The sequence below is a fragment of the Streptomyces aureocirculatus genome, from assembly GCF_000720475.1.
In the GTDB taxonomy this organism is placed as follows: Bacteria; Actinomycetota; Actinomycetes; order Streptomycetales; family Streptomycetaceae; genus Streptomyces; species Streptomyces aureocirculatus.
Genome location: NZ_JOAP01000005.1, coordinates 296879 through 319288, shown reverse-complemented (window position 1 = coordinate 319288; position 22410 = coordinate 296879). Strand labels below are relative to the sequence as shown.

Annotated in this window: 19 protein-coding genes, 7 tRNA genes and 2 pseudogenes; 11 read left to right on the top strand and 17 right to left on the bottom strand. The window is 73.6% G+C overall.

The annotated features are described in order from the left end of the window. Positions 1 to 142 precede the first annotated feature (142 nt). Complete coding sequence (locus tag IG78_RS0106695) at positions 143 to 868, top strand: 3'-5' exonuclease (protein ID WP_030560425.1); 726 nt, start codon at positions 143 to 145, stop codon at positions 866 to 868. 122 nt (positions 869 to 990) lie between these two features. Here IG78_RS0106695 and IG78_RS0106690 read toward each other — a convergent pair. From IG78_RS0106690 to IG78_RS0106675, 4 genes are all read right to left on the bottom strand, one after another. Next, a tRNA-Val gene (locus IG78_RS0106690) sits at positions 991 to 1062 on the bottom strand. A gap of 16 nt (positions 1063 to 1078) precedes the next feature. Beyond that, complete coding sequence (locus tag IG78_RS0106685; RefSeq protein WP_030560424.1) at positions 1079 to 1549, bottom strand: SRPBCC family protein; 471 nt, start codon at positions 1547 to 1549, stop codon at positions 1079 to 1081. 234 nt (positions 1550 to 1783) lie between these two features. Then, positions 1784 to 1855 (bottom strand) — tRNA-Val (locus tag IG78_RS0106680). Positions 1856 to 1960: 105 nt separating this feature from the next. Further along, positions 1961 to 2407 carry a TIGR02611 family protein gene (locus tag IG78_RS0106675; RefSeq protein WP_030560423.1) on the bottom strand — a complete coding sequence of 149 codons (447 nt, stop codon included), beginning with the start codon at positions 2405 to 2407 and terminating at the stop codon, positions 1961 to 1963. A 191-nt stretch (positions 2408 to 2598) separates the two neighbouring features. On the opposite strand from IG78_RS0106675, the gene IG78_RS0106670 reads away from it, so the two are divergent. After that, a complete protein-coding gene (locus IG78_RS0106670) occupies positions 2599 to 3012 on the top strand; it encodes an SsgA family sporulation/cell division regulator (RefSeq protein ID WP_003959770.1) in 414 nt (137 codons plus the stop codon). A 260-nt stretch (positions 3013 to 3272) separates the two neighbouring features. Further along, positions 3273 to 3836: pseudogene (locus tag IG78_RS0106665) on the top strand (CGNR zinc finger domain-containing protein); the annotation flags it as partial. A 133-nt stretch (positions 3837 to 3969) separates the two neighbouring features. Here IG78_RS0106665 and IG78_RS0106660 read toward each other — a convergent pair. Together IG78_RS0106660 and IG78_RS0106655 are read right to left on the bottom strand one after the other, a co-directional pair. Then, positions 3970 to 4161: a hypothetical protein gene (locus IG78_RS0106660; RefSeq protein ID WP_030560420.1), complete on the bottom strand. Its 192-nt coding sequence runs from the start codon at positions 4159 to 4161 to the stop codon at positions 3970 to 3972. A 219-nt stretch (positions 4162 to 4380) separates the two neighbouring features. Further along, positions 4381 to 4824, bottom strand: a complete 444-nt coding sequence (locus tag IG78_RS0106655; RefSeq protein ID WP_030560418.1) for a hypothetical protein — start codon at positions 4822 to 4824, stop codon at positions 4381 to 4383. A gap of 226 nt (positions 4825 to 5050) precedes the next feature. On the opposite strand from IG78_RS0106655, the gene IG78_RS0106650 reads away from it, so the two are divergent. Beyond that, a complete protein-coding gene (locus IG78_RS0106650) occupies positions 5051 to 5587 on the top strand; it encodes a DsbA family protein (protein WP_030560417.1) in 537 nt (178 codons plus the stop codon). Between the two features lie 71 nt (positions 5588 to 5658). On the opposite strand, the gene IG78_RS0106645 is transcribed toward IG78_RS0106650, so the two are convergent. From IG78_RS0106645 to IG78_RS0106635, 3 genes are all read right to left on the bottom strand, one after another. Next, entirely contained in the window at positions 5659 to 6483 is an 825-nt protein-coding gene (locus tag IG78_RS0106645; protein ID WP_030560416.1) for a GNAT family N-acetyltransferase, read from the bottom strand. Between the two features lie 72 nt (positions 6484 to 6555). Further along, complete coding sequence (locus tag IG78_RS0106640; protein WP_030560415.1) at positions 6556 to 7377, bottom strand: aminotransferase class IV; 822 nt, start codon at positions 7375 to 7377, stop codon at positions 6556 to 6558. A gap of 35 nt (positions 7378 to 7412) precedes the next feature. Continuing rightward, the gene (locus IG78_RS0106635; protein WP_030560414.1) at positions 7413 to 8465 is read right to left on the bottom strand and encodes a chorismate-binding protein; all 1053 of its coding nucleotides are present in this window, start codon (positions 8463 to 8465) and stop codon (positions 7413 to 7415) included. Between the two features lie 156 nt (positions 8466 to 8621). Between IG78_RS0106635 and IG78_RS0106630 the strand changes: the two genes are divergently transcribed. From IG78_RS0106630 to IG78_RS0106610, 5 genes are all read left to right on the top strand, one after another. Further along, positions 8622 to 8694: transfer RNA gene (locus tag IG78_RS0106630), tRNA-Gly, on the top strand. Positions 8695 to 8736: 42 nt separating this feature from the next. Next, positions 8737 to 8810, top strand: a tRNA-Cys gene (locus IG78_RS0106625). A 1-nt stretch (position 8811) separates the two neighbouring features. After that, positions 8812 to 8883 (top strand) — tRNA-Val (locus IG78_RS0106620). 30 nt (positions 8884 to 8913) lie between these two features. Further along, positions 8914 to 8985: transfer RNA gene (locus IG78_RS0106615), tRNA-Val, on the top strand. 41 nt (positions 8986 to 9026) lie between these two features. Next, positions 9027 to 9101 (top strand) — tRNA-Val (locus IG78_RS0106610). 72 nt (positions 9102 to 9173) lie between these two features. On the opposite strand, the gene IG78_RS0106605 is transcribed toward IG78_RS0106610, so the two are convergent. The 4 genes from IG78_RS0106605 to IG78_RS0106590 all read right to left on the bottom strand — a co-directional run bounded on the left by IG78_RS0106605 (position 9174) and on the right by IG78_RS0106590 (position 11523). Further along, complete coding sequence (locus IG78_RS0106605; RefSeq protein WP_078964756.1) at positions 9174 to 9482, bottom strand: TFIIB-type zinc ribbon-containing protein; 309 nt, start codon at positions 9480 to 9482, stop codon at positions 9174 to 9176. 69 nt (positions 9483 to 9551) lie between these two features. Then, entirely contained in the window at positions 9552 to 10583 is a 1032-nt protein-coding gene (locus tag IG78_RS0106600) for a phosphotransferase family protein (RefSeq protein WP_030560412.1), read from the bottom strand. 227 nt (positions 10584 to 10810) lie between these two features. Next, a complete protein-coding gene (locus tag IG78_RS0106595; RefSeq protein WP_016644343.1) occupies positions 10811 to 11014 on the bottom strand; it encodes a hypothetical protein in 204 nt (67 codons plus the stop codon). Positions 11015 to 11256: 242 nt separating this feature from the next. Next, complete coding sequence (locus IG78_RS0106590) at positions 11257 to 11523, bottom strand: hypothetical protein (protein WP_030560410.1); 267 nt, start codon at positions 11521 to 11523, stop codon at positions 11257 to 11259. A 196-nt stretch (positions 11524 to 11719) separates the two neighbouring features. On the opposite strand from IG78_RS0106590, the gene IG78_RS0106585 reads away from it, so the two are divergent. Continuing rightward, the gene (locus IG78_RS0106585; protein WP_030560408.1) at positions 11720 to 13213 is read left to right on the top strand and encodes a serine/threonine-protein kinase; all 1494 of its coding nucleotides are present in this window, start codon (positions 11720 to 11722) and stop codon (positions 13211 to 13213) included. A 57-nt stretch (positions 13214 to 13270) separates the two neighbouring features. Here IG78_RS0106585 and IG78_RS0106580 read toward each other — a convergent pair whose 3' ends face one another. The 3 genes and pseudogenes from IG78_RS0106580 to cobT form a co-directional block, all read right to left on the bottom strand. After that, a complete protein-coding gene (locus IG78_RS0106580) occupies positions 13271 to 14071 on the bottom strand; it encodes a TrmH family RNA methyltransferase (RefSeq protein ID WP_030560407.1) in 801 nt (266 codons plus the stop codon). Between the two features lie 55 nt (positions 14072 to 14126). Continuing rightward, positions 14127 to 15344: pseudogene (cobA, locus tag IG78_RS45375) on the bottom strand (uroporphyrinogen-III C-methyltransferase); the annotation flags it as partial. A 148-nt stretch (positions 15345 to 15492) separates the two neighbouring features. Then, the gene (gene cobT / locus IG78_RS51120) at positions 15493 to 20082 is read right to left on the bottom strand and encodes a nicotinate-nucleotide--dimethylbenzimidazole phosphoribosyltransferase (RefSeq protein WP_249926083.1); all 4590 of its coding nucleotides are present in this window, start codon (positions 20080 to 20082) and stop codon (positions 15493 to 15495) included. A 6-nt stretch (positions 20083 to 20088) separates the two neighbouring features. On the opposite strand from cobT, the gene IG78_RS52600 reads away from it, so the two are divergent. Further along, the gene (locus IG78_RS52600) at positions 20089 to 20793 is read left to right on the top strand and encodes a hypothetical protein (protein WP_157855767.1); all 705 of its coding nucleotides are present in this window, start codon (positions 20089 to 20091) and stop codon (positions 20791 to 20793) included. A gap of 296 nt (positions 20794 to 21089) precedes the next feature. On the opposite strand, the gene cbiE is transcribed toward IG78_RS52600, so the two are convergent. Further along, positions 21090 to 22370: a precorrin-6y C5,15-methyltransferase (decarboxylating) subunit CbiE gene (gene cbiE / locus IG78_RS0106560; RefSeq protein ID WP_030560399.1), complete on the bottom strand. Its 1281-nt coding sequence runs from the start codon at positions 22368 to 22370 to the stop codon at positions 21090 to 21092. Positions 22371 to 22410 lie beyond the last annotated feature (40 nt).

The window sequence follows — 22410 nt, the reverse complement described above, 5'->3', positions numbered from 1 at the left end:
CGATCCCCGTTCGGGCGGGTCAACGACCGCGCCCTGTAACTGTGTTGTCTCCGGGCCGGGTTCGGCGCAAACGGCCCGGGTATCACCAGCGTGGGCGGTTACGCAGGTCAACTGCCGACGCGGAACGAGGAGTTGCGTCAGGATGACGTGCTGGTACGAGGGGCCATTGGCCGCATTCGACACGGAGACCACGGGTGTCGACGTCGAGACCGACCGGATCGTGTCGGCCGCCGTCGTCGTGCAGAACGGCGCGGGGGCCCGGCCCCGTGTCACCCGCTGGCTGGTGAATCCGGGCGTTCCCGTGCCCGCGGGCGCCACCGCGATCCACGGGCTCACGCAGGAGCATCTGGAGCGGACCGGGCGCTGGCCCGCTCCGGTCATGGAGGAGATCGGCCGCGAGCTGGCCGAGCAGGGCGCGGCGGGACGGCCGCTGGTGGTGATGAACGCGCCGTTCGACCTGACGCTCCTGGACCGGGAGTTGCGCAGGCACCGGGCGTCGTCGCTCGCGCGCTATCTGGAGAGCCATCCGCTGTGCGTCCTGGACCCGCGCGTCCTGGACCGCCAACTGGACCGGTACCGCAAGGGGCGGCGGACCTTGACGGATCTGTGCGCGCACTACGGCGTGGAGTTGTCGGGCGCCCATGACGCGGCGGCCGACGCACAGGGCGCGCTGGATGTCGTACGGGCGGTGGGGCGCCGTTTCTCCGGCCGTCTCGAGCGGTTGTCCGCGGCCGAGCTGCACACGCTGCAGGCGGTGTGGCACGCGTCCCAGGCGCGCGGGCTCGAGGCCTGGTTCGCGCGCAGCGGTTCGCCGGAGGCGGTCGACCCGGCGTGGCCGCTGCGCCCCGAACTGCCCGCGGCCGCCTGAGCGTTGCCGCACGCCGCCGGGGGTGCGGGGCAGGCAGGGTGCGAGGCAGGCAGGGTGCGGGGCCACCTGGTGCCGGCATGAAAAAACCGGTCCGTCGGAAGGACGGACCGGCATTCTCCGGGTGGGCGATACTGGGTTCGAACCAGTGACCTCTTCGGTGTGAACGAAGCGCTCTCCCACTGAGCTAATCGCCCGGGCGCAGAGAGAACATTACAGGTCCTGGCGCCGTTCGTTCAAACCGCTTCGCAGGTACGCGGCGAGACCGCGGCGGCCCGCCCGCATCATCAGGGCGTGGTTGATCAGGAACAGCGGCCGGCCGGGCACCGCGAGCCGCCGCATCAGGGGCTTGCGCACGTCGACCTCCTGGTCGTACGTCGCCCGGGCGCCGCCGTCGGCGGCGGTAACCGTCCAGCGGGCCCAGCCCTCGAGGTCGCCGGTCATGGAGATCTCCAGGACGCCGCGGTCCGGGTCGCGGTGGCGCTCGGTCGCGGTGATCACGAGGTCGTACGGGAGCAGCGAGCGCAGTCGCGCGGTGCCGTCGTGTCCGCCGGGCGTGGTCACCTCGCGCACCTGTGGCCACCACCGCGCGTAGTCCTCGGCCCGCTCGAGCACGCCGTACACCGTCGCGGGGTCGGCGGGCAGATTCCAGACGCTGCGGAAACGGTAATGACACCAGTCCATGACCCATAGTGTGCGGCCGGTTCGATATCCGTGCGACAGAACGGACGGATCGTCAACTCGAAGAAATAGGAACGAGTTATTCCGCAAGGGTTCGCACGGGGCGTGAATTCCCGTGAAAGGGCGTCACATACGGCCCCGGAGTTGACGGTGACCCCGAGCCGACATGACGGTGACCCCGAGCCGATACGACTGTGGCCCGGAGACCGTTTCCAGTCTCCGGGCCACAATCCCGGGTGGGCGATACTGGGTTCGAACCAGTGACCTCTTCGGTGTGAACGAAGCGCTCTCCCACTGAGCTAATCGCCCGGGCGCACAGAGAACATTACCCCATGTCAGAGGGTGCCCCCGACCACCCCGACCGGGACGGCCGACGCTTCGGCGGGGACGGCGCCCGTCCCCGCGCGCGGTGCGTCACTGATCGTTGATCTTCCACGGCATCTCGATGCCGAACTTCCACAGATAGATGCCGACCAGCGCGGCGACGATCACCAGGCCGATCACCGTGAGGATGATGTTGCGACGGCGCACCCGTGGGTCGAGAGCGCGCTGTGCCGCCTCCGTGACCTTCCGCTTCGTCCAGCGCAGCACAAGCTGTGCCCAGACGAACTCGGTCGCCCAGATCGCCATGCCACCGAAGATCACGACCCAGCCCGGTCCCGGCAGGGGCAGCATGATGATGCCGGCGACGACCACCGCCAGACCCACGATGAACACGCCGACCTGCCAGCTCAGGTGCAGCGTGCGCCGGGCCTTGATGAACTGCGGCGCCCTGGACCCGAAGGGCTTCTCGGCTTTGACCTGCTCGGCCACGTCGTCGACGGCCGCCGCCACCTTCGACTCGTCACTCCCCGTATTCATGCAGCCAAACCCTACCGGACGGAAACCCATCACCGGAATGGGCGTACGAAGCAAACGGACAGTCCGCCATACGAGCCCCCTAAAGCCACCCAAAACTCTCAGAGGGGTTTACAACGGCACCGTAGGTGGCATGTCGATTTCGCCGACGTGCGAATCCCCGAGCGCACACTGAGCGAAAGGCCCTGGCGCTTATGAACACCACGGTCAGCTGCGAGCTGCACCTGCGCCTCGTTGTGTCGAGCGAGTCCTCACTGCCTGTACCCGCAGGACTGCGGTATGACACGGCCGATCCCTATGCCGTGCACGCCACCTTCCACACCGGAGCCGAGGAGACCGTCGAGTGGGTATTCGCCCGCGATCTCCTCGCCGAGGGCCTGCACCGGCCCACCGGCACCGGCGACGTCCGCGTCTGGCCGTCCCGCAGCCACGGTCAGGGCGTCGTCTGCATCGCCCTGAGCTCCCCCGAGGGTGAGGCTCTGCTCGAGGCCCCGGCGCGGGCCCTGGAATCGTTTCTCAAGCGTACCGACGCGGCCGTGCCACCCGGCACGGAGCACCGCCACTTCGATCTCGACACGGAGCTCTCGCACATTTTGGCCGAAAGCTAGTCCGGTCACGTCCGGGAGCCGCAGGGCGCCGTCCGACTCGGGGCGACGGCGCGGGTACGCGCGCGAACGAGCAGGAAGCGACACACAACGCCATAACGGCAGGCAACAGGCACCGGCGCCGGTGCCGCGGATTTCCGCGGCACCGGCGCCGTGGCGTGCACGGCACGAGCCGCTAGCATCGGCCAGCATCGGCGGGCGCCCTCCCCCACGCTCTTGATGAGCGGGGGGAGACCCACTACCCCCAGGCCAGGGAGCGAATCGTGCTGATCACCCACGACACCCGGTGTGCGCTCGACGCCGTGGTCGATCTGGTGAACTCCGCGCCAGACGAAGAGAACGGCGGCAGCGGCGACGGTCTTGCGGACCTGGCGGCTCTGCACGGTTTCGTGCAGCGGCACGCGATCAGTGACGTCGGCGTGCTCTCGGAGAAGGACCTGGCGGCGGTGCACGGTGTCCGCGCCCGTTTCGCCGAGGTCTTCGCGGCCAAGGAGCCGCATCAGGCGGTCGCCCTGATCAACGATCTGGTCGCCGCCGCCGGCACCACGCCACGTCTCACCGACCACGACGGCTACGACTGGCACGTGCACTACTTCGCGCCCGGCGCCTCCGTCGCCGACCACCTCGCGGCCGACTGCGGGATGGCGCTCGCCTTCTTCGTCGTCGCGGGCGAGCAGGAGCGGCTGCTCCGGTGCGAGGCGCCGGACTGCCGCCGGGCCTTCATCGACCTGTCCCGCAACCGCTCCCGCCGCTACTGCGACAGCCGCACCTGCGGGAACCGGCTGCACGTCGCCGCGTACCGGGCCCGCCGCAGGGAGGCGGCGGGCCTGGAAGGCGAGGCGCACGAGGCGCACGGCACACCCGCACACGAGCCGCACGGCACACCCGAAGCGCACGGGACCGGAGCCGGGTCCGGAGCTCGGTCCGGGTCCGGGTCCGGACCCGGACCCGGACCCGGAGCTAGAGCAGCAGCAGATCGTGCAGTGATGCCATGAGGAGCAGGCTGCCGATCACCGCCAGGAAGATCATCAGCGGTGGCTGCGAGAGCGCGAAGAGGCAGCCCCGCGGTTCGTCGGCGGTCCCGCGCCCGTCGTCGGCGGTGCCCCGGCCGTCGGGCGGGACGGGATCGCTCTGTGTGGTGGTGTCCAGCATCTCGCGGTGATGATGGCGCAGCGCGGGCCCCGCACTTTACCAACACGCACGTTCCAAGGGGCAGTTCGCCGCATTCCGTGACCTTGGCGGGCCCGCTGCGGCGGACCTGCGAGCGGAGTCCGTGGATACGCTCGAACGGGATCCCGGCATGTGGAACGCCGGGCCGTGCCGTCAAGGACGGGGCCAGGGCCCGGCTCGGCTTCCGGGGCAGATCCCGGGTCAGATCCCGTGCTTCTTCAAGATGGCCTCGATGTCGCTGAAGTCCTCCGCGGGCGCGGCCTTCTTCCTGGCCGCGGGCGCGGCCTGCGGGCGGGCGGCCGGACCCAGGGACGGCGCGGACGCGGCGGGGGCGACGGCGTCGCGGCGGGCGGCCTTCGCGGCGGCCCTGCGCTCCTTGCGGGTGCCGCCGGAGCGGCGCTCCACGGCGCGCGTGGCGAGGAACAGCAGCCAGGCCGCGCCGAGCACCCCGAAGCCCGCCCAGGCGACGGGGCTGAAGGCGGTCTCGGCCGCCCACTCCACCGCCCCCGTCATGACCAGGCCGATCGGGACCAGCGCATACGCGGCGAGGCGGGCCGCGGCGAGGAAACGCTTGCGATAAGCCGTGACGGCCGCGATGCCAAGGCCGGCCGCGGCTACGGCGGAGCAGATGGTCTCGGCAATCATCCCGGTCCTCCAGGCGTACGGGCACAGTGCTGTGTCGCTTGTGTCCCTTCCATCCTGCACCGGGTGCGGTGCCTGAGGCCACGGCCGCAGCCGACATCAGGGAGATATCCGGGTAGCGGCTCCTCCCCAGGTGCCGGTCGGGGCGCCGCCCGGAGGGGTACGCCAGGTCCCGGCCGGTGCGCGCCCCGGGGTTCTGGAAGCCGGGGGTCCTGAAAGACTGTGCGCCATGAACGACTCTCCCCCCGCCGGCTCCGCCGGCCCCGCCGCTCCCCTGGTCATCGACGTCTGGTGCGAGTTGCAGTGTCCGGACTGCCGCACCGCCCTGGACGACGTGCGCGCCCTGCGTGCCCGCTACGGCGACCGCGCCGAGCTGCGGCTGCGGCACTTCCCCCTGGAGAAGCACAAGCACGCCTTCGCCGCCGCGCAGGCCGCCGAGGAGGCCCTCGCGCAGGGAAAGGGCTGGGAGTACGTCGAGGCCGTCCTCGGCCGGGTGGAGCAACTTGACCGTACGGGAGAACCCTTCCTGGTCGAGGTGGCACGTGAACTCGGCCTGGACGCGGAGGAGTTCGACACCGCCCTGGTGGACGGCAGGCACATCCTGATCGTCGACGCCGATCAGGCCGAGGGCGAGGCGATCGGCGTCACCGGGACGCCCACGTACGTCGTGGGCGACGAGCGCCTCGACGGCGGCAAGAGCCAGGAGGGCCTGCGCGGCCGCGTCGAGGAGATCGCCGACCGCCTGCTCGCCGACGGCCGGGACTAGGGCGTGTCCGATGGGTCGGGTGCCAGGTCCTGGTCCGGCGCGGCTGACGGGGCCTGCGCGACGGGTCCGGGTCACCACAGCCGTTTGTACAGCGCGTACTCGGTCGTCTCGTAGCCCAGGGACTCGTACAGGCGCAGCGCCGGGGTGTTCCCCGCGAAGACGTGCAGGCCGATGCGGTCCTTGCCCGCCTCGATGCTCTGCTGTTCGGCGAGGAGCATCAGGGAGCGGCCGTGGCCACGGCCGCGGTGTTCGGTGCCGACCTCGACGTCGTACACGAACACGTCGCCCTCGACCGTGGCGAGCCACAGCGTGCCGACGGCCGCGCCGTCGTGGATCAGGACGCTGAGCCTGCTGCCGGGTGTGGCCGCGCCCCCGGCGAGCAGCGTTCCGTAGTCCGCCGTGGCCCTGGCGTGGGCCTGTGCCTCCGGGATGCCGCACTCGGTCCAGTCCCGGGCGTAGCTCCGCCGGGAGTGCTCGGCCCAGGCCGTGAACTCCTCGGCCGTCATCGCCCGCGCCCGCACGCCCTGCGGCAGCGCGGGCGGCGCGGGCGGCAGCGTTTTCGCCATCCCGCGGCTGCGCTCCACATAGCCGAGCGCCGTGGCAAGGGCGAGGCCGCCGGGCGCCGTGACCGGCACGACCGCCGCGATCTCGGCGCAGCCCCAGCCGCGGGCCACCTCCTCGGCGGCGAGCGCCGCCACGGTCGCACGGCCCCGCCTGCGGTCCGGGCCGTCGATGCGCAGGTCCCGTATCTCCGCGAAGCGGGGACCGAAGTCCGCGTGGGTGGCCAGCCGGATCCGGCCGACGGGGCGGCTGTTCACGCAGACGTCGTAGTCGCGCGACTTGGCGCCCTCGGTGCTCTCGTGGAGCGGCCCGGACGGCCGCAGGGTCGTCGTCATCACGGGAGTTCTACCCGCTGGGCGCCCCCGCGTCATCCAGTTTTGCGCCCCCAGGTCCCCCGGCTCCCTCCCTCACGGGTCGAGGTCGTTCCCCGCCCGCTCCTCGAAGATCTGCATCGCCTTGGTCGTCACCGGGCCAGGGGCGTCCGGCAGTCGGCGGTCGTCGACGCGGTGCACGGCCTGCACGTCGCGCAGCGTCGAGGTGAGGAAGACCTCTTCGGCGCGGTCGAGGACGTCGAGGGGCAGGTCGGTCTCGTGCGCGTCGGTCCACTGGACGGCGAGTTCGCGCGTGATGCCGGCCAGGCACCCCGAGGCGAGCGGCGGGGTGTGGATCTCGCCGTCGATGACGACGAAGACGTTCGTGCCCGTGCCCTCGCACAACTGCCCCACCGTGTTGGCGAACAGCGCCTCGGTGGCGCCCCGCTCCTTGGCGCGCGCGAGGGCGACGACGTTCTCGGCGTACGAAGTGGTCTTCAGGCCGGTCAGCGCGCCGCGTTCGTTGCGGGTCCAGGGGACGGTGATCACTGCGGTCGAGTCGGGCCTGCGCACGGCCCCGTCGAGGGCGACGACGAGCGTGGGGCCCTTCTCGCCGCGGTCCGAACCGAGCGGCGAGAGGCCTCCGGTGTACGTGATGCGCAGCCGCCCGAGCGCCATCGGATTGCCGTCGAGGACGGCGGCGCAGGCGCGGCGCACCTCGTCCGCGTCCGGCTCCGGCAGGCCGAGGCCGCGGGCGGAGCGGGCGAGGCGGTCCAGGTGGCGGGTGAGCGCGAACGGCCGCCCCGCGACCGCCTTCACGGTCTCGAAGACGCCGTCACCGACGGTCAGTCCGTGGTCGAAGACGGAGACGTGCGCGGAATCGAGGTCCCGCAGCCCGCCGTTGAGCCATATCCTCACTGAGCCCCACCTTGCGAAGTCGGTCCGTGCACAGGTCATCCACCTGGTGCGTACGTGCCCGAGGCTACCGCCAGCAGCCTGGCCGCCTTCAGCTCCGTCTCGCGCCACTCCCCCTCGGGGTCCGAGCCCCAGGTGATCCCCGCCCCCGTGCCGAACCGCAGTACGGCGCCGCCGTTCCCGTCGGTCCGGTCCACCCAGAACGTGCGGATGCCGACGGCCAGCTCTCCCGTGCGCCGGTCCGCGTCGACCCAGCCGATGCCGCCGCAGTACGGGCCGCGCGGCGCGGTCTCCAGGGAGTCGATGACGCGCAGGGCACTGGACTTCGGGGCGCCGGTGACGGAGCCGGGCGGGAAGGTGGCCGTCAGGAGCTCCGGCCAGCCGACGGCGGCGCGCAGCTCGCCGCGGACGGTGGAGACGAGGTGCACGAGGCCGGGGTGCTTCTCCACCACGCACAGGTCGGGCACGGTCACCGTGCCCGAGGCACAGACCCGGCCCAGGTCGTTGCGGACGAGGTCCACGATCATGACGTTCTCGGCGTAGTCCTTCTCCAGGAGGTCCGCCTCGGTGCGTCCTGTGCCCTTGATGGGCCCGGACTCGACGACGTCGCCCGCGCGGCGCAGGAACAGCTCGGGCGAGGCGGTGGCTATCTCCACGCCGTGGCCGGGCAGCCTGATGGTGCCCGCGTACGGGGCGGGGTTGCCGCGGGCCAGGAGCGCGGTGAGGGCGTCCACGTCGGCGGGAGCCCTGTCCTCGGCCAGTGGCGCGGAAAGGACCCGGCAGAGGTTCGCCTGATACACGTCGCCGGCGGCGATGTGGGCCCGTATGCGACGCACACCTTCCGTGTACGCGGCGCAGTCGAGCGATGACGTCCAGTCACCGGCGGTGGGGCCGCGCCAGGCTCCCGGCACCGGCGCTGGCACGGGCTCCGTGCGCACCCGCCCGAAGCGGGCGCACACGAGCCGGCCCTCGAAGTCCGCGGACACCGCCCAGAAGCCGGCGGACTCCAGGGCGGAAGGGTCGCTGGTCACGTCCCGGAGATCGGTCGCGACGAGGCCGCCGAAGCGCGCCATGGGAGACAGGTCGTGCACGTCTGCGAGTCTATGACCGGCGTCCCGAGGGCGCCCCGGGCCTCCTGCGGCGATGCGACAACCCAGCACGCTGCGCAAACGCGTTTTTGTACTGGCCCAGGAATCCGCTAGAGTTCAACACGTCGCCGGGACGCGGAAGCGGGCCGGGAAAGACAAGCGGACGTAGCTCAGTTGGTAGAGCGCAACCTTGCCAAGGTTGAGGTCGCCAGTTCGAACCTGGTCGTCCGCTCGCAGGAACAGCGGGGGATCTTCCCGAACCCCCGTAACTCCTGGTGGAGTGGCCGAGAGGCGAGGCAACGGCCTGCAAAGCCGTCTACACGGGTTCAAATCCCGTCTCCACCTCCAAGGACGATTAGCTCAGCGGGAGAGCGCTTCCCTGACACGGAAGAGGTCACTGGTTCAATCCCAGTATCGTCCACTGGAACCTCTGATCGTTCAGAGGTTTCCCGCGCGATTAGCTCAGCGGGAGAGCGCTTCCCTGACACGGAAGAGGTCACTGGTTCAATCCCAGTATCGCGCACGCACAGGTCCCCAGCGGGGGCCCGCGTCGCAGGTTGACCCGCGCGATTAGCTCAGCGGGAGAGCGCTTCCCTGACACGGAAGAGGTCACTGGTTCAATCCCAGTATCGCGCACCAGCTCCACGAAGCCCCCGGCCGTCTCCACGGCCGGGGGCTTCGTCGTGCGTACCGGTCGGGGCGCCCGGCCGGTCAGGAGGAGAAGAGCATGTGCCCGAAGCTCTTGTGCCGCTTGTGGCCGTGGTGACCGTGGTGGCCGTGCTGATCCTGGTGGTGGCCGGTGTGCGGGGCGCCCCACGCGGGCGCGGGCGCCGCCGGATAGGCCGGAGCGGCCGGCGGTGCCGGTGGGGCCTGGTGCCCGCTCCACTGGCTCTCCAGGCGGGTCAGGGCTTCGAGCTCACCGTAGTCGAGGAATACTCCGCGGCAGCCGCCGCACTGCTCGATCTGGACGCCATTGCGGTTGTACGTGTGCATCGGTGCGTGACACTTGGGGCACTGCAAGGTCGGCTCAACTCCTCGACGGTGGTGACTGCTTCGCCGGATATCTGCCCGGCTACGGTGCAGTGCACCCTACTTCGTGCAGGTCGGCGCCAAGTCGGGCGGGACGGCGGCCATCCGGCGGCAGGCGTCCACGAACGTCTCCTCGACCTCGTCGAGGGCCCGCTCCGCGGCCACCGCCTTGGCTATCGCGAGGGCCGCGGTCTGCACGGTCAGCGCGCGGGCCGGGACGTCGAGGACCAGCCAGGGGTCCGCGCCGTCCGCGGGCACGGCCGGGCCGCCCGCCGCGCGGTAGGCGTTCAGGAACCGTGTCCACTCCTCAGGCAGGAGCAGCCCGCAGGCGTACCAGGCCGCGGGGCGGGCCAGGTCCCAGGCCGGGTCGCCGGTGCCGAGGTCGTCGATGTCGATGAGCCGCCAGTGGTCGGCGGGCGCGGAGCCGGGGTAGCCCGGTCGCGGTTCCGTGTGCGGGTGGACGAGGTGGCCGAGGCGGGGGTCCGGCGGCGTGCGCACGAGCTGGCCCAGGTGCAGGTCCCCGTGGCACAGGAACGGCCGTCCGGGGCAGGGCGCCTCGTCGCGGGCCCAGGCGGGCAGCACCGCCCAGGCGCGCTCCACCGGGGACGCGGCGGGGTGCGGGGCGGCCGCCCGCAGCCTGGCCACGGCGCGGGCCGCCTTCTCCGGGCCCCGCATCGGCGGCAGCGCCTTGGGGAGCCGGGCGAGCGGGGCGCGGTGCAGTCGGGCCAGGAGGGTGGCTGCCGCCTCCCAAGGAACAGTGTCCGGGCCGTACGGGTCGTCCCGGTCGACCGGGACACCGTACGGCCAGAACGTGACCAGGCGGTCGTGCAGGCGGGTCGGCCGTGCGGACAGCGGGGCGAGGAGGGTGTCCGCGAGGCCGGGGTGTGCGGCTGCCGCGAGGCGTGCCGTCAGGGCGGACTCGGGTGTGCCGGGCGCGTGCGCCTTCGCCACCACCTGGGCGTGCCGGACGACCGTGGCGTCGGTGCGGTCGGCCAGGACGGCGTGCGGTTCGCTGCAGGCGCAGCCCTCGCTGTGGCGTGCCCTGAGTCTGGCCTGTGCGGTCAGGGCGGGGGTGAGGGTGGTCACGTGGATCGATCCCGGAGTGCTCGGAGTGTGCGCTGAGCGTACGGGGTCGCGCGGGCCGTCCCGGCCCACAGCGGGAAACCGGCCCCACCCACGGCCGGGTACAGGACAAAGAAACAGCCCGCGCAGCTCCCCAGCTACGCGGGCTGTCGTGCCGTCCGCCGCACCCCCGTCCCCACGGGGTTTCATGGCCGGATGTCCCCGCCCGGACCGCTCTTCCGGGCCCGGGGCGCCGCTCAGCGCCCCAGCATCACGCCCACGGACGACGCTTGTGTGACCACTGCCTCCCAGCCGCCGAAGGCGACCGTGAGCAGGGCTGCCAGGGGGAGGACCATGAGCGTGGCCACCAGGGGGTGGCGCGTTCCGGACGGCCGGACGCCCAGGGTGGAGAGCTTTCGTCCCTGTGTGCGGATCATCGTCCGCGGCGCGGTGTCCGCCATGGTTCGCTCCCTTCCTGACCTTGTCGCGTACTGCGTTGGATCGGTGCGGTGGTGCTGTGCGCGCACCGTGGAATGCGGGTAGCGGCGAGTGCTGACCTCGGGGGACGAGTGCTGCACCCGCCGCTTGACCTCAAACTTAGGCCGATCGTGGCCGGAGGTCGTCATGCCCTCGTACCCATTGGCTGGCCTCCCGGAGGATGACCGCTCGTCACACAAGTACTCCCGTGGGTGGAGACGAGGGCCTAGGCCTCGGGGTCTTCCCGGAGGGGACGTCCCGACCGCTCGGAGCTGTCCTCACGAGGGACGGGCTGCTCCACCAGAGCAAGGACCCGGGTCGACATGAACCGTGCCGTGCGGACCACGGAGCCGCTGCGGGTGACTTCGCTCACTTCCACCACTCCCCTGCGGACGGCCGTCTCGACCCGGCGGCCGGCCCGGCTCGCCACCACTTCGTACGTACGTGTCGTGTCCCCGGCGTCCACCACTATCTCCACGCGGTCACCCTTCACGCGATCAAACCCCCTTCAGCGACGGGCGGTTGACGGGCCGGAAGCCGGGAAACGCCCCGTGTTCCGCGGCTCCTGACCACTCTTCGAGTTTCCCACCCGGCACTGACAATCCGTCGGCCCGCGAGGGCGCGGCCTCTGCACGTGCCCGGCCGCGGAAACGTAAGCTGTGGCTCGTCAGACGGACCGGGCAGCGGGGATGAACATGGCGATGATGCGCCTGAGGCGCGAGGACCCGCGTGTCGTCGGCTCGTTCAGGCTGCACAGGCGGCTGGGCGCCGGCGGTATGGGCGTGGTCTATCTGGGCTCCGACCGCCGCGGTCAGCGCGTCGCCCTGAAGGTGATCAGACCGGACCTCGCCGAGGACCAGGAGTTCCGCTCGCGCTTCGCCCGTGAGGTGTCGGCGGCCCGGCGCATCCGGGGCGGCTGCACGGCCCGGCTCGTCGCCGCGGACCTGGAGGCGGACCGGCCCTGGTTCGCCACCCAGTACGTGCCGGGGCCCTCACTGCACGACAAGGTCGCCGCCGAGGGTCCGCTGTCCGCGGCCGAGGTCGCCGTCATCGGTGCCGCGCTCTCCGAGGGGCTCGTCGCGGTGCACGAGGCGGGCGTCGTCCACCGTGACCTCAAGCCCTCGAACATCCTGCTGTCCCCCAAGGGGCCGCGGATCATCGACTTCGGCATCGCCTGGGCCACCGGCGCCTCGACCCTGACCCATGTGGGCACGGCCGTCGGCTCCCCGGGCTTCCTCGCGCCCGAGCAGGTGCGCGGGGCCGCCGTCACCCCCGCCACCGACGTGTTCGCGCTCGGTGCCACGCTCGCGTACACGTCCATGGCCGACTCGCCCTTCGGGCACGGCAGTTCCGAAGTGATGCTGTACCGCGTCGTGCACGAGGAGGCCCAGTTGCAGAGCGTGCCGGACGCTCTCGCCCCGCTCCTTCGCGCCTGTCTCGCCAAGGACCCGGAGGAACGTCCCAGCACGCTGCAACTGTCGCTGCGGCTCAAGGAGATCGCGGCCCGCGAGGCCCAGGGCCTCAGCGACGTACGGCCGCCCGCGCCCCGCAACGACCAGGACCGCCCCACGGGCCGCCTCGCGGAGGGGTACGACACATACGAGGACCAGCGCACGCAACGGCGCACGGCCCCCGGCACCCCCCCGCCGCGCACCGGGCCCTCCCGCACCGGCTCCTCCCGGAACGGGGACCCTCGTACGGGAAATCCACGTACCGGAGACTCCCGTACGGGAGAGGCGCGTGACGGAGACTCACGCGGCGGGGACCCCCGTACGGGGGGCTCACGCACGGGTGGCTCGCGAACAGGGGGCTCGCGCACCGGCGGATCCCGTACCGGTGGCGGGCCCCGGACCGGTGGTTCGCAGGCCGGTGCGCGGTCGGGCGCCCCGCGCGACGGCTCGCGCCCGGGCGGCAGGCCCGCGCCCCGCAGCGGCGCTGGGCGCAAGGGCGGCCCGCGCACCACGGGCACGGGGCGGCGGCCCGCCAACCCCCGGCTGCTGCGGCAGCGCCTTTTCGTGTTCGTCGTCGTGACCCTGCTCGTCGCCCTCGGGATCGCCGCCGCTCAGGGGTGCCAGGGGCCCGCGCGGGGGCTCGGGGCCGGGCAGGACGCCGTACGGGTCGTCGGTCAGGGCCAGGTGGGCGACGGGACGGAGCTGCCCGGAACCGGTACGCCCCGCGGCTGAGGCTCCGTACCGGAGGAGCGGCGCCCTTTTCTCGTACTCGCGTACGGAAACCCGCGCTCAGGTCTGCGGACGGCCCGTCGCCACCGCGTAGAACGCGACCGCTGCCGCGGCGCCCACGTTGAGCGAGTCCACGCCATGTGCCATCGGGATGCGGACCCACTCGTCGGCCGCGACGAGGGCCTGCGTGGACAGTCCCTCGCCCTCGGCGCCGAGCATCAGGGCGACACGGTCCATGCGGTGGGGAGCCGTCTCGTCGAGGGTCTTGGCCTTCTCGTCGGGGGTGAGGGCCAGCAGGTTGAAGCCGGCCTCCCTGACCCCGTCGAGGCCTCGCGGCCAGGAGTCCAGGCGCGCGTAGGGCACGGAGAAGACCGCGCCCATGGAGACCTTCACCGACCGGCGGTAGAGCGGGTCCGCGCAGTCCGGCGAGAGCAGCACCGCGTCCATGCCGAGGGCGGCGGCGGAGCGGAAGATCGCACCGATGTTGGTGTGGTCGTTGACCGCCTCCATGACCACGACGCGGCGGTGCCGCCGGAGGATCTCGTCGGCCGTGGGCAGCGGCTTGCGCTGCATCGAGGCGAGGGCGCCGCGGTGCACGTGGTAGCCGGTGACCCGCTCGGCGAGGGCGGGGCTGACGGCGTAGACCGGTGCCGGGACCTCGTCGATGACGTCCCGCATGGCGTCGACCCACTTCGCGGAGAGCAGCATCGAGCGCATCTCGTAGCCCGCGAGCCTGGCGCGCCTGATCACCTTCTCGCCCTCGGCGATGAACAGGCCCTCGGCGGGCTCGCGCTTGCGGCGCAGCTCGACGTCGGTCAGGCCCGTGTAGTCGCTCAGGCGCGGATCGTCGGGATCGTCGATGGTGAGGAGATCGGCGGGGGGGGGGGGGGGGGCGGGGTGGGCGGGGGGGGGGGGGGGGGGTCATCGCGGCCACCGAGCCGATCACGATGACCGCCGGGGGCTTCACCTCGTGGGTCCGTACCGCTTCGGCGACCGTCCCGAGGGTCGCGTCCACGCGGCGCTGGGCGGCCGTCGTGCCTTCCTGGACGAGGGCCAGCGGGGTGTCGGCGGGCTTGCCGTGGGCGATCAGGGCCTCGGCGATGCGGCCGATCTTGTCCACGCCCATCAGGATCACCAGCGTGCCGCGCAGTTGGGCGAGCGCCTTCCAGTCGACCAGGGAACGCTCGTCGTCGGGCGCGACGTGCCCGCTGACCACGGTGAACTCGTGCGCCACGCCCCGGTGCGTCACCGGGATACCGGCGGCGCCCGGTACCGAGATCGAGCTGGAGATGCCGGGCACCACCGTGCACGCGATGCCCGCGTCGGCCAGGGCCTGCACCTCTTCCATGCCGCGGCCGTAGACGAAGGGGTCGCCGCCCTTGAGGCGGACCACGGCCTTGCCCTGCTTGGCGTGCTCGATCAGCGCGTTGTTGATGGCCTCCTGGGCCATGAAGCGGCCGTAGGGGATCTTCGCCGCGTCGATCACCTCGACGTGCGGCGGGAGTTCGTCGAGGAGGTCGCGCGGGCCGAGCCGGTCGGCGATGACCACATCGGCCTCGGCGAGCAGCCTGCGCCCGCGGACCGTGATCAGGTCCGGGTCGCCGGGGCCGCCGCCGACGAGGGCGACGCCGGGGGTGCGGGTGCGGTGGTGCGGTGCCACCAGGCTGCCGTCGCGCAGCCCCTCCACCAGGGCGTCGCGGATGGCGGCGGTGCGGCGGGGGTCGCGGTCCTTGGCCTCGGCGGTGAGTACCGCCACGGTGACGCCCTCGCTGCGGCCGGTGGCGGGCGTCCAGGCCGTCGCCGCGTCGGCGTCGTCGGAGCGTACGCACCACACGCGGGACCGCTCCGCCTCCGCGGATGCCGCCTCGTTCGCGGCGTGGTCGCTGGTGGCGACCAGGGCGTACCAGGTGTCGGCGAGGTCGCCGTCGGCGTAGCGGCGCCGCTCCCAGGTGATCTCGCCCGCGTCGGCCATCGCCTCCACGGACGGTGTGGCTGACGGGGACACGAGGAGGATGTCGGCGCCCGCGGCGATGAGCGCCGGGAGGCGGCGCTGGGCGACCTGGCCGCCGCCGAGGACGACGACACGGCGGCCGGCGAGACGGAGGCCTACGGGGTAGGCGGGGTGTTCGGCCATGACGGTACGGCTCCTCGTCGGCGCGGGGCGATGGGCGCTACGGCTCTGGAGCGGCCCTGACGTGCGGATTTTAGAGGTCGCTCCAGCGTAGGGCGGGAGTGGGTCCGGTGCTACGGAGCACAGGACCCACTCCCGCCGCGCCGAGGGACTACTTCTCGGTGACGCCCGCCGAGTCGAACGTCGCGACCTCGTGCATCGCGCGGGCCGCGCTCTGCACGACGGGCAGGGCGAGCAGCGCGCCGGTGCCCTCGCCGAGGCGCAGGTCCAGGTCGACCAGGGGACGCAGGCCCAGCTTGTTCAGGGCGGCGACGTGCCCGGGCTCCGCGCTGCGGTGACCGGCGATGCAGGCCGCGAGGACCTCGGGGGCGATGGCGCGGGCGACCAGGGCCGCGGCACCCGCGCTCACGCCGTCCAGGATGACGGGGGTGCGCAGCGAGGCGCCGCCGAGGAGCAGGCCCACCATCGCGGCGTGCTCCAGGCCGCCGATGGCGGCGAGCACGCCGATGGGGTCGGCCGGGTCGGGCTGGTGCAGGTCGAGGGCGCGGCGGACGACCTCGATCTTGCGGGCGTGCGTCTCGTCGTTGATGCCGGTGCCACGTCCTGTGACCTCGCCGGGGTCCGTGTCGGTGTATACGGAGATCAGGGCGGCGGACGCCGTGGTGTTGGCGATACCCATCTCGCCGGTGAGCAGCGCCTTGTTGCCCGCCGCCACCAGGTCGCGGGCGGTCTCGATGCCCACCTCGATGGCGGCCTGCACCTCCTCGCGGGTGAGCGCGGGGCCGGTCGTCATGTCGGCCGTGCCGGGCCGGATCTTGCGCGGCAGCAGGCCGGGCGTCGCGGGGAGTTCACCGGCCACGCCCACGTCGATGACGCAGACCTCGGCGCCGACCTGGTTGGCGAAGGCGTTGCAGACCGCGCCGCCACCGAGGAAGTTGGCGACCATCTGGCCGGTCACCTCCTGGGGCCAGGAGGTGACGCCCTGGGCGTGCACGCCGTGGTCGCCCGCGAAGATCGCGACCGCTGCGGGCTCCGGGATCGGGGGCGGGCACATCCGGGACAGGCCGGAGAGCTGCGCGGAGATGATCTCCAGCATGCCGAGCGCCCCGGCGGGCTTCGTCATGCGCTTCTGCCGCTCCCACGCCTCGCCGAGCGCCTTGGCGTCCAGCGGGCGGATGTTGCCGATGGTCTCGGCGAGCAGGTCGTGCGGCTCCTCGCCGGGCAGCGCGCGACGGCCGTACGTCTCCTCGTGCACGACCCAGGACAGCGGGCGCCGCTTGGACCAGCCGGCCTGCATCAGCTCCGGCTCGTCCGGGAACTCGTCCACGTACCCGACACACAGATACGCGACGACCTCCAGGTGCTCCGGCAGGCCGAGGGCGCGCACCATCTCGCGCTCGTCGAAGAAGCTGACCCAGCCGACGCCGAGGCCCTCGGCGCGGGCGGCGAGCCACAGGTTCTCGACGGCGAGCGCAGAGGAGTACGGGGCCATCTGCGGCTGGGTGTGCCTGCCGAGGGTGTGGCGGCCGCCGCGGGTGGGGTCGGCGGTGACGACGATGTTCACCGGGGTGTCGAGGATGGCCTCGATCTTCAGTTCCTTGAACTGCTTGGCGCGGCCCTTGGGCAGCGACTTGGCGTACGCCTCGCGCTGGCGCTGGGCCAGTTCGTGCATGGTGCGCCGGGTCTCCGCGGACCGGATGACCACGAAGTCCCACGGCTGGGAGTGCCCCACGGAGGGCGCCGTGTGGGCCGCCTCCAGGACACGGAGCAGGACCTCGTGCGGGATCGGGTCGCCGCGGAAGCCGTTGCGGATGTCGCGGCGCTCGCGCATCACCCGCAGGACGGCCTCGCGCTCGGCGTCGGCGTAGCCCGGAGCGGGCGGTTCCACCGCGCGGTCGGCGGCGAGGGGCTCGGCCGTGAGGGGTTCGGCCTGCTCCGGTGCGTCGGCATCGGGCTCCTCGCCCTCTTCGCGGAGGGCGCCTGCCTCCACCGCCGCGCTCGCCACGCTCATCGCCTCGTCGGCGCTGGCTGTGGCTGCTGTGTCCTTCGCGGCTGTGGTGTCTGCCGCGACCGCTGGGTCCGCCGCGTCGGTGGTGAGCAGCAGGGCCCTGGGGCCGTCGTCCGCGGCCGCCGGTGCGGCGGGTGTGGTCGGGTCGGTCAGGTCTTCGGACCCGTCCTCGATGAGGAGGACCGGAACGGGCTGCTGCCCGGCCTGGTGTGCGGGGTCGGTGGGTCCGGCCGGGTGAGGTGCGTGCATCGGCTCGTCGGGGTCGGTCGTCGCCGGGGCGGACGGGAACGGGGAGCCGTCCTCCGCCGCGTCGACGGGTGCGGGTGCCGCCCCGGTGGGCACGGCCGTGGGCCGGTCTCCGTCGCGGGGTGCGGGCACGGTGGCTGTGGGCTGCTGCCCGGCGTCGGGGGTGGCGTCGGGCGCGGAGTCCGCGCCCTGCCCAGTCTCCGGCGCGGCCTCGGCCTGTCCCGGGAACCGGTTCGCCGGTACGGCTGCGGGGTCCTGGTCGGCCTCGGCGGTCTGCTGTGCCGGGGCGCCGGGGCCGCGGGGCGCGGCCTCCGGCTCCGGTGTGAAGTACTCGGGCGGCACGGACATCGGGCTCGGCGGTGTCGGTGCGAGGTGCGGTGTGGTCGGCACCGAGCCCTCGACCGGCACGAACTGGCCGAGGGGCGCGGGCGCTTGGGCCGCGTGGGCCTGCCCGGCAGCGGCGGCGTCCGGCAGCCCGGCACCGGCGATGTGCGGCCCCTGCGCGGCATGCGCGGCGGGCCACGGCTGCGCGGCGTCGGGGGCCTGCGGGGCGACGGCGTACTGCGGGGCGGGGCGGGCGGCCGCACCGGCCTGCCCGTCGGGGTGCGCGTCCGGCATGGGGGTGCCCTGGGCTCCCGGGGTTCCCAGGGTTTCCGGGGCGGCCGCGGGGTCGGTTCCTGCGGCGGCTGCGGGCGCCTCGTGCGGGAGGGCAGCGCCTTCCGGCGCGGGGGTGGGCGCGGACGCCTGTGTGGGCGTAGGCATGGTCACGGCCTCCGTCGCGGGCTCCGGGGCGGAGGGGGGCGCCACGGTGCCCTGACCTGCTGCGCCGGGGATGTCGGCCGCTGGGGTGTTGGGTTCGGGTGTATTGGTGGGCGGGGCGTCGGGGCTTGGGCTTGTGCCGGTGGCGACGCCGGGGTCCGGGCCTGTGGCGGTGGCGGTGGCGGGGCCTGTGCCGGTGGCGGTGGCGGTGACTACGCCGGGGCCTGTGCCGGCGCCGACGCCAGTGCCGGGGCCCGTGCCGGGGCTGAGACCGGGGCCCGTGTCGGTGGCGACGCCAGTGGCAGGGCCTGCGTCGGTGCCAACGCCGGGGCCGGGGCCCGTGCCGGGGCTGAGACCGGAGCCCGTGTCAGTGGCGACGCCAATGGCAGGGCCTGCGTCGGCGCCGACGCCGGGGCCGGGGCCGGGGCCCGTGCCGGGGCTGAGACCAGGGCCCGTGTCGGTGGCGACGCCAGTGGCGGGACCTGCGTCGGCGCCGACGCCGGGGCCGGGGCCCGTGCCGGGGCTGAGACCGGAGCCCGTGTCAGTGGCGACGCCAGTGGCAGGGCCTGCGTCGGTGCCAACGCCGGGGCCGGGGCCCGTGCCGGGGCTGAGACCAGGGCCCGTGTCAGTGGCGACGCCAGTGGCGGGACCTGCGTCGGTGCCGGGGCCTGTGCCAGGGCCGACGCCAGTGCCAGTGCCAGCGCCAGAAGCGTCCACGGCCGCCGCGGGCTCCTGCGGGGCGTGCGCCGCCTGCTCCCCGTACGCCGGGGCGAAGTCCTGCGTCGCCGCGGGCGCGTGCGGGGCGCCCTCGGCCGCCGGTGCTCCCGATGCCTCCGGTGCGCCGGGGGCGGGGGGTGCGAAGGCGGGGCCCGAGCCGTCCGCGGGAGCGGAACCGCCGGTCGAGGCCGCCGCAGGGCCGGGCTCGTCGGCCGGGGCGTCCGCAAGGCCGGACCCGCCGGTCGAGGCATCCCCGGCACCGGACCCGCCGGCCGGGACGCCCGCAGCGTTGCCGTCCGCCGGAGCCGCAGCCTCCGCCACGACCGCGCCGCCGACCGGAGCGGAGCCACCCGCCGGAGCCGGGGCACCCTCCGGAGCCTGGCCACCGCCCGCGGCCGCAGCACCGGACACGTCCGAGACCAGGCCCTCGCCCGCCGATACGGGTGTGGCCTCTGTGGCCGGAGAGCCACCCGCGCCTACCGGGACGACCGTTTCTGCTGGTACCCGCTGGGGTTCCTGCGGCTGCGGCGACCACGCCGCGGCCCCCTGCGGCGGGATCTCGCCGAGCTGGGGACCGGGCAGGACGGCCGCGTCGTCGCGCGGGATGTCCAGGTACTCCGGGCCGCTCATCGGCGGGCCCGCGTGCCGTACGGGTGGCCTGCGGTGCGGCGTGCCGTCCGCGGGTCCGCGGTCGGCAAGGGAGCGGACGGGGCTCGCGGCGCCGTCGGGCACGGCGGGCGCGGCCGGACCGCGGTGCAGCGGGCGTCGGACGGGGTTCTGGTGCGCGGCGGGGGTGGTGCCGTTGTCGTGCGACGCGGGCCTGGTGTGGTGTCCGCCGGGCAGGGTCACGCCGGTCAGGTCGACGGAGCCGCTGTCCCGGCCGGAGGTCTCGTGCGGTCCCGGCTGGTGCGCGGGGCGGCCCTGACCGACAGCCGACTGCCCGGAACCGACCGCCGAACGCTCGGGCCCGGCCACCTGCTGCTCGGCGCCGCCCACTTGCTGCTCGGGCACCCCCGCTTGCGGCTCGGAGCCACCCACGGACTGCTCAGAACCGACCACCTGCTGCTCGAAGCCACCCACGGGCTGCGCGGGACCACTGGCCTGCTGCCCAGCACCACTCACCGGCTGCTCAGCACCACCCGCCGGTTGTTCGGGTCCACTGACCTGCTGCCCAGCGCCACCCACCAACTGCTCGGCGCCATCCCCCACCTGGGCGGACACCGGCTGCCCTGCGGCCTGTGCATCGGCGGCGAGGGCCCGCCCGACAGCCGCCGCCCCCGCGTTCGGGTGGGCGGCGCCCGGCTGCTGCACGGCATCGGCCGCCGCGGCGACGGCCTGGGCGGGCGCACCCTGGGCCGGTCCCCGCTGCCCCTGCGCCTGCTGTCCCCGCTGGGCCCGATGGGCATGCTGCGCCTGCTCCGCCTGCTGCACCTGCGGTCCCGCCATCGTCGGCTGTCCGGCGCCAGGCTGCGCAGCACCCGGCTGCGCAGCACCCGGCTGCGCAGCACCCGGCTGCGCGGTCTGCGCCTCGCTCCACGCGCCCTGGGCACCCGGCATCAGCAGCAGGTCGTCGTCCTCGGCGGGGTTGTCGGAAGGGTCGAGGAAGGTGTACGCGGCCGGCGCGGGGACGCCCGGCTGCTCCACCCTGCCTGCGCTCTCCGGCAGTCCCTCGCCCGGGACCTGGCCGGTGTCGGTCATGCGTACCCCTCGCCCATCGGTTAGTCCTTCTTTGACCGCCCGTCATCAACAACGAGCGCACGTGCCGCGCGGCACGCACCGCGTACGGACCACAGGCATTGTCGCGGTAGCACCGCCGCCGTGGCAGCTTGATCGGCCACGGTCCGCTGTGGACTGCGCCACGTCGCGCGCCCCGCGGTCCGCCGTACCACACGCACCCCCCAAAACGGGCGAGCTTTGCGGACTTTGACTGACACAGACCAATGAATCGCCGGGCGCCCACGTGCGGCACAACGATCGGCCAGCCTACCGCGCACGGCGCGGCGGGGGGCTCGCGAGGGTCAGAGCGTGCGGTCGAGAAGCAGCGCCGAGACCAGGAAGGCGACGGTCCGCTTCCGCTCCGTCCAGGCGCGGGTGTCGAGCTCGACGGACTGCAGCAGGGCGCACTCGACGGCGTACCCGTGCTCGGACAGGTCCCGGCCGAGGAGTTCGGCGTCGTCGCGGGTGGCGGCGTGGGTGACGATGCGCTCAGGGCGGCGGTCGGCGACGGCGGAGACCACGGCCGCTCCGCCGCCGCCGACGCGGACGACGTCCGGCTCGGGCAGGTTCTCCAGGACGTGCGGCGCGGTGCCATGCACGATCTGGGCGTGCACGCCGAAGCGGCGCACGGCGGCGGTCGTGCGGGCGCAGGCGTCCGGGTCGCGGTCGACGGCGATGACGGCGGCGCCGAAGCGGGCCGCCTCCGCGGCGAAGGCGCCGGTGCCGCAGCCGATGTCCCAGACGAGGTCGCCCACGCGCGGGCCGAGCCGGGCCAGTTGGGCGGAGCGGATGCGGTCGGTCTCGCCCTCGCCGAGTTCCTGTTCGCCGCCGTAGCTCGCCGCGGGCAGCGCCCAGCCGCGGGGCTCCGTGGCAGGGTCGCGGCCCGCGATCCAGCCGTCGTGGGGGCCGGTGCCGCCGGATCCGCCGGATCCGCCGCCGTTTCCGGAGCCCCCGGGGCCGCCGGTACCCCCGGGACCCCCGGTGCCTCCGATGACGATGACGACGTTCGGGTCGCGCCAGGTGTGATCGGCGGCCTTGTCCGAGGTGACGACGCTGACCTGCTCGCGCTCGGTGCCGAGTTCCTCGCAGATCACGAAGGTGCGGTGGACGCCTTCGAGGAGCAGGCCGAGTTCGGCGGGCCCGGCGCCGGGCGAGGTGAGGACGGCAACCTTGCTGTGCGCGCGGCACACGTTCACGGCCCGGCGCAGGGTGCGGCGGTGGGCGACCACGACCTGGGTGTCGTCCCAGGGCATCCCGGCGCGGGCGAAGGCCTGGGCGACGGCGGAGACGGCAGGCACCACCTCGACCTCGAGGCCGAACTCGGGGGCGCGCAGCGTACGTACGACGCCGAAGAAGCCGGGGTCGCCGTCAGCGAGGACGACCGCGGTGCCCCGGTGGGCGGCGATACGGCGGGCGGCGAGGCCGACGCTGCCGAGCCGGATGCGCTCGGCGGTCGGGGGGACCTCGGGCAGGGCGAGGTGGTGGGCTGCGCCCGCCACCAGCGTCGCGGCGCCAAGGGCCGCGCGCGCCGAGGACGTCAGCGGCGAGCCGTCCCAGCCGATCACCGTGACCCGGTCGGCCATGGTCGTCTGTCTCCTGGAGTCTCGGGTCGTACGGTGCGGA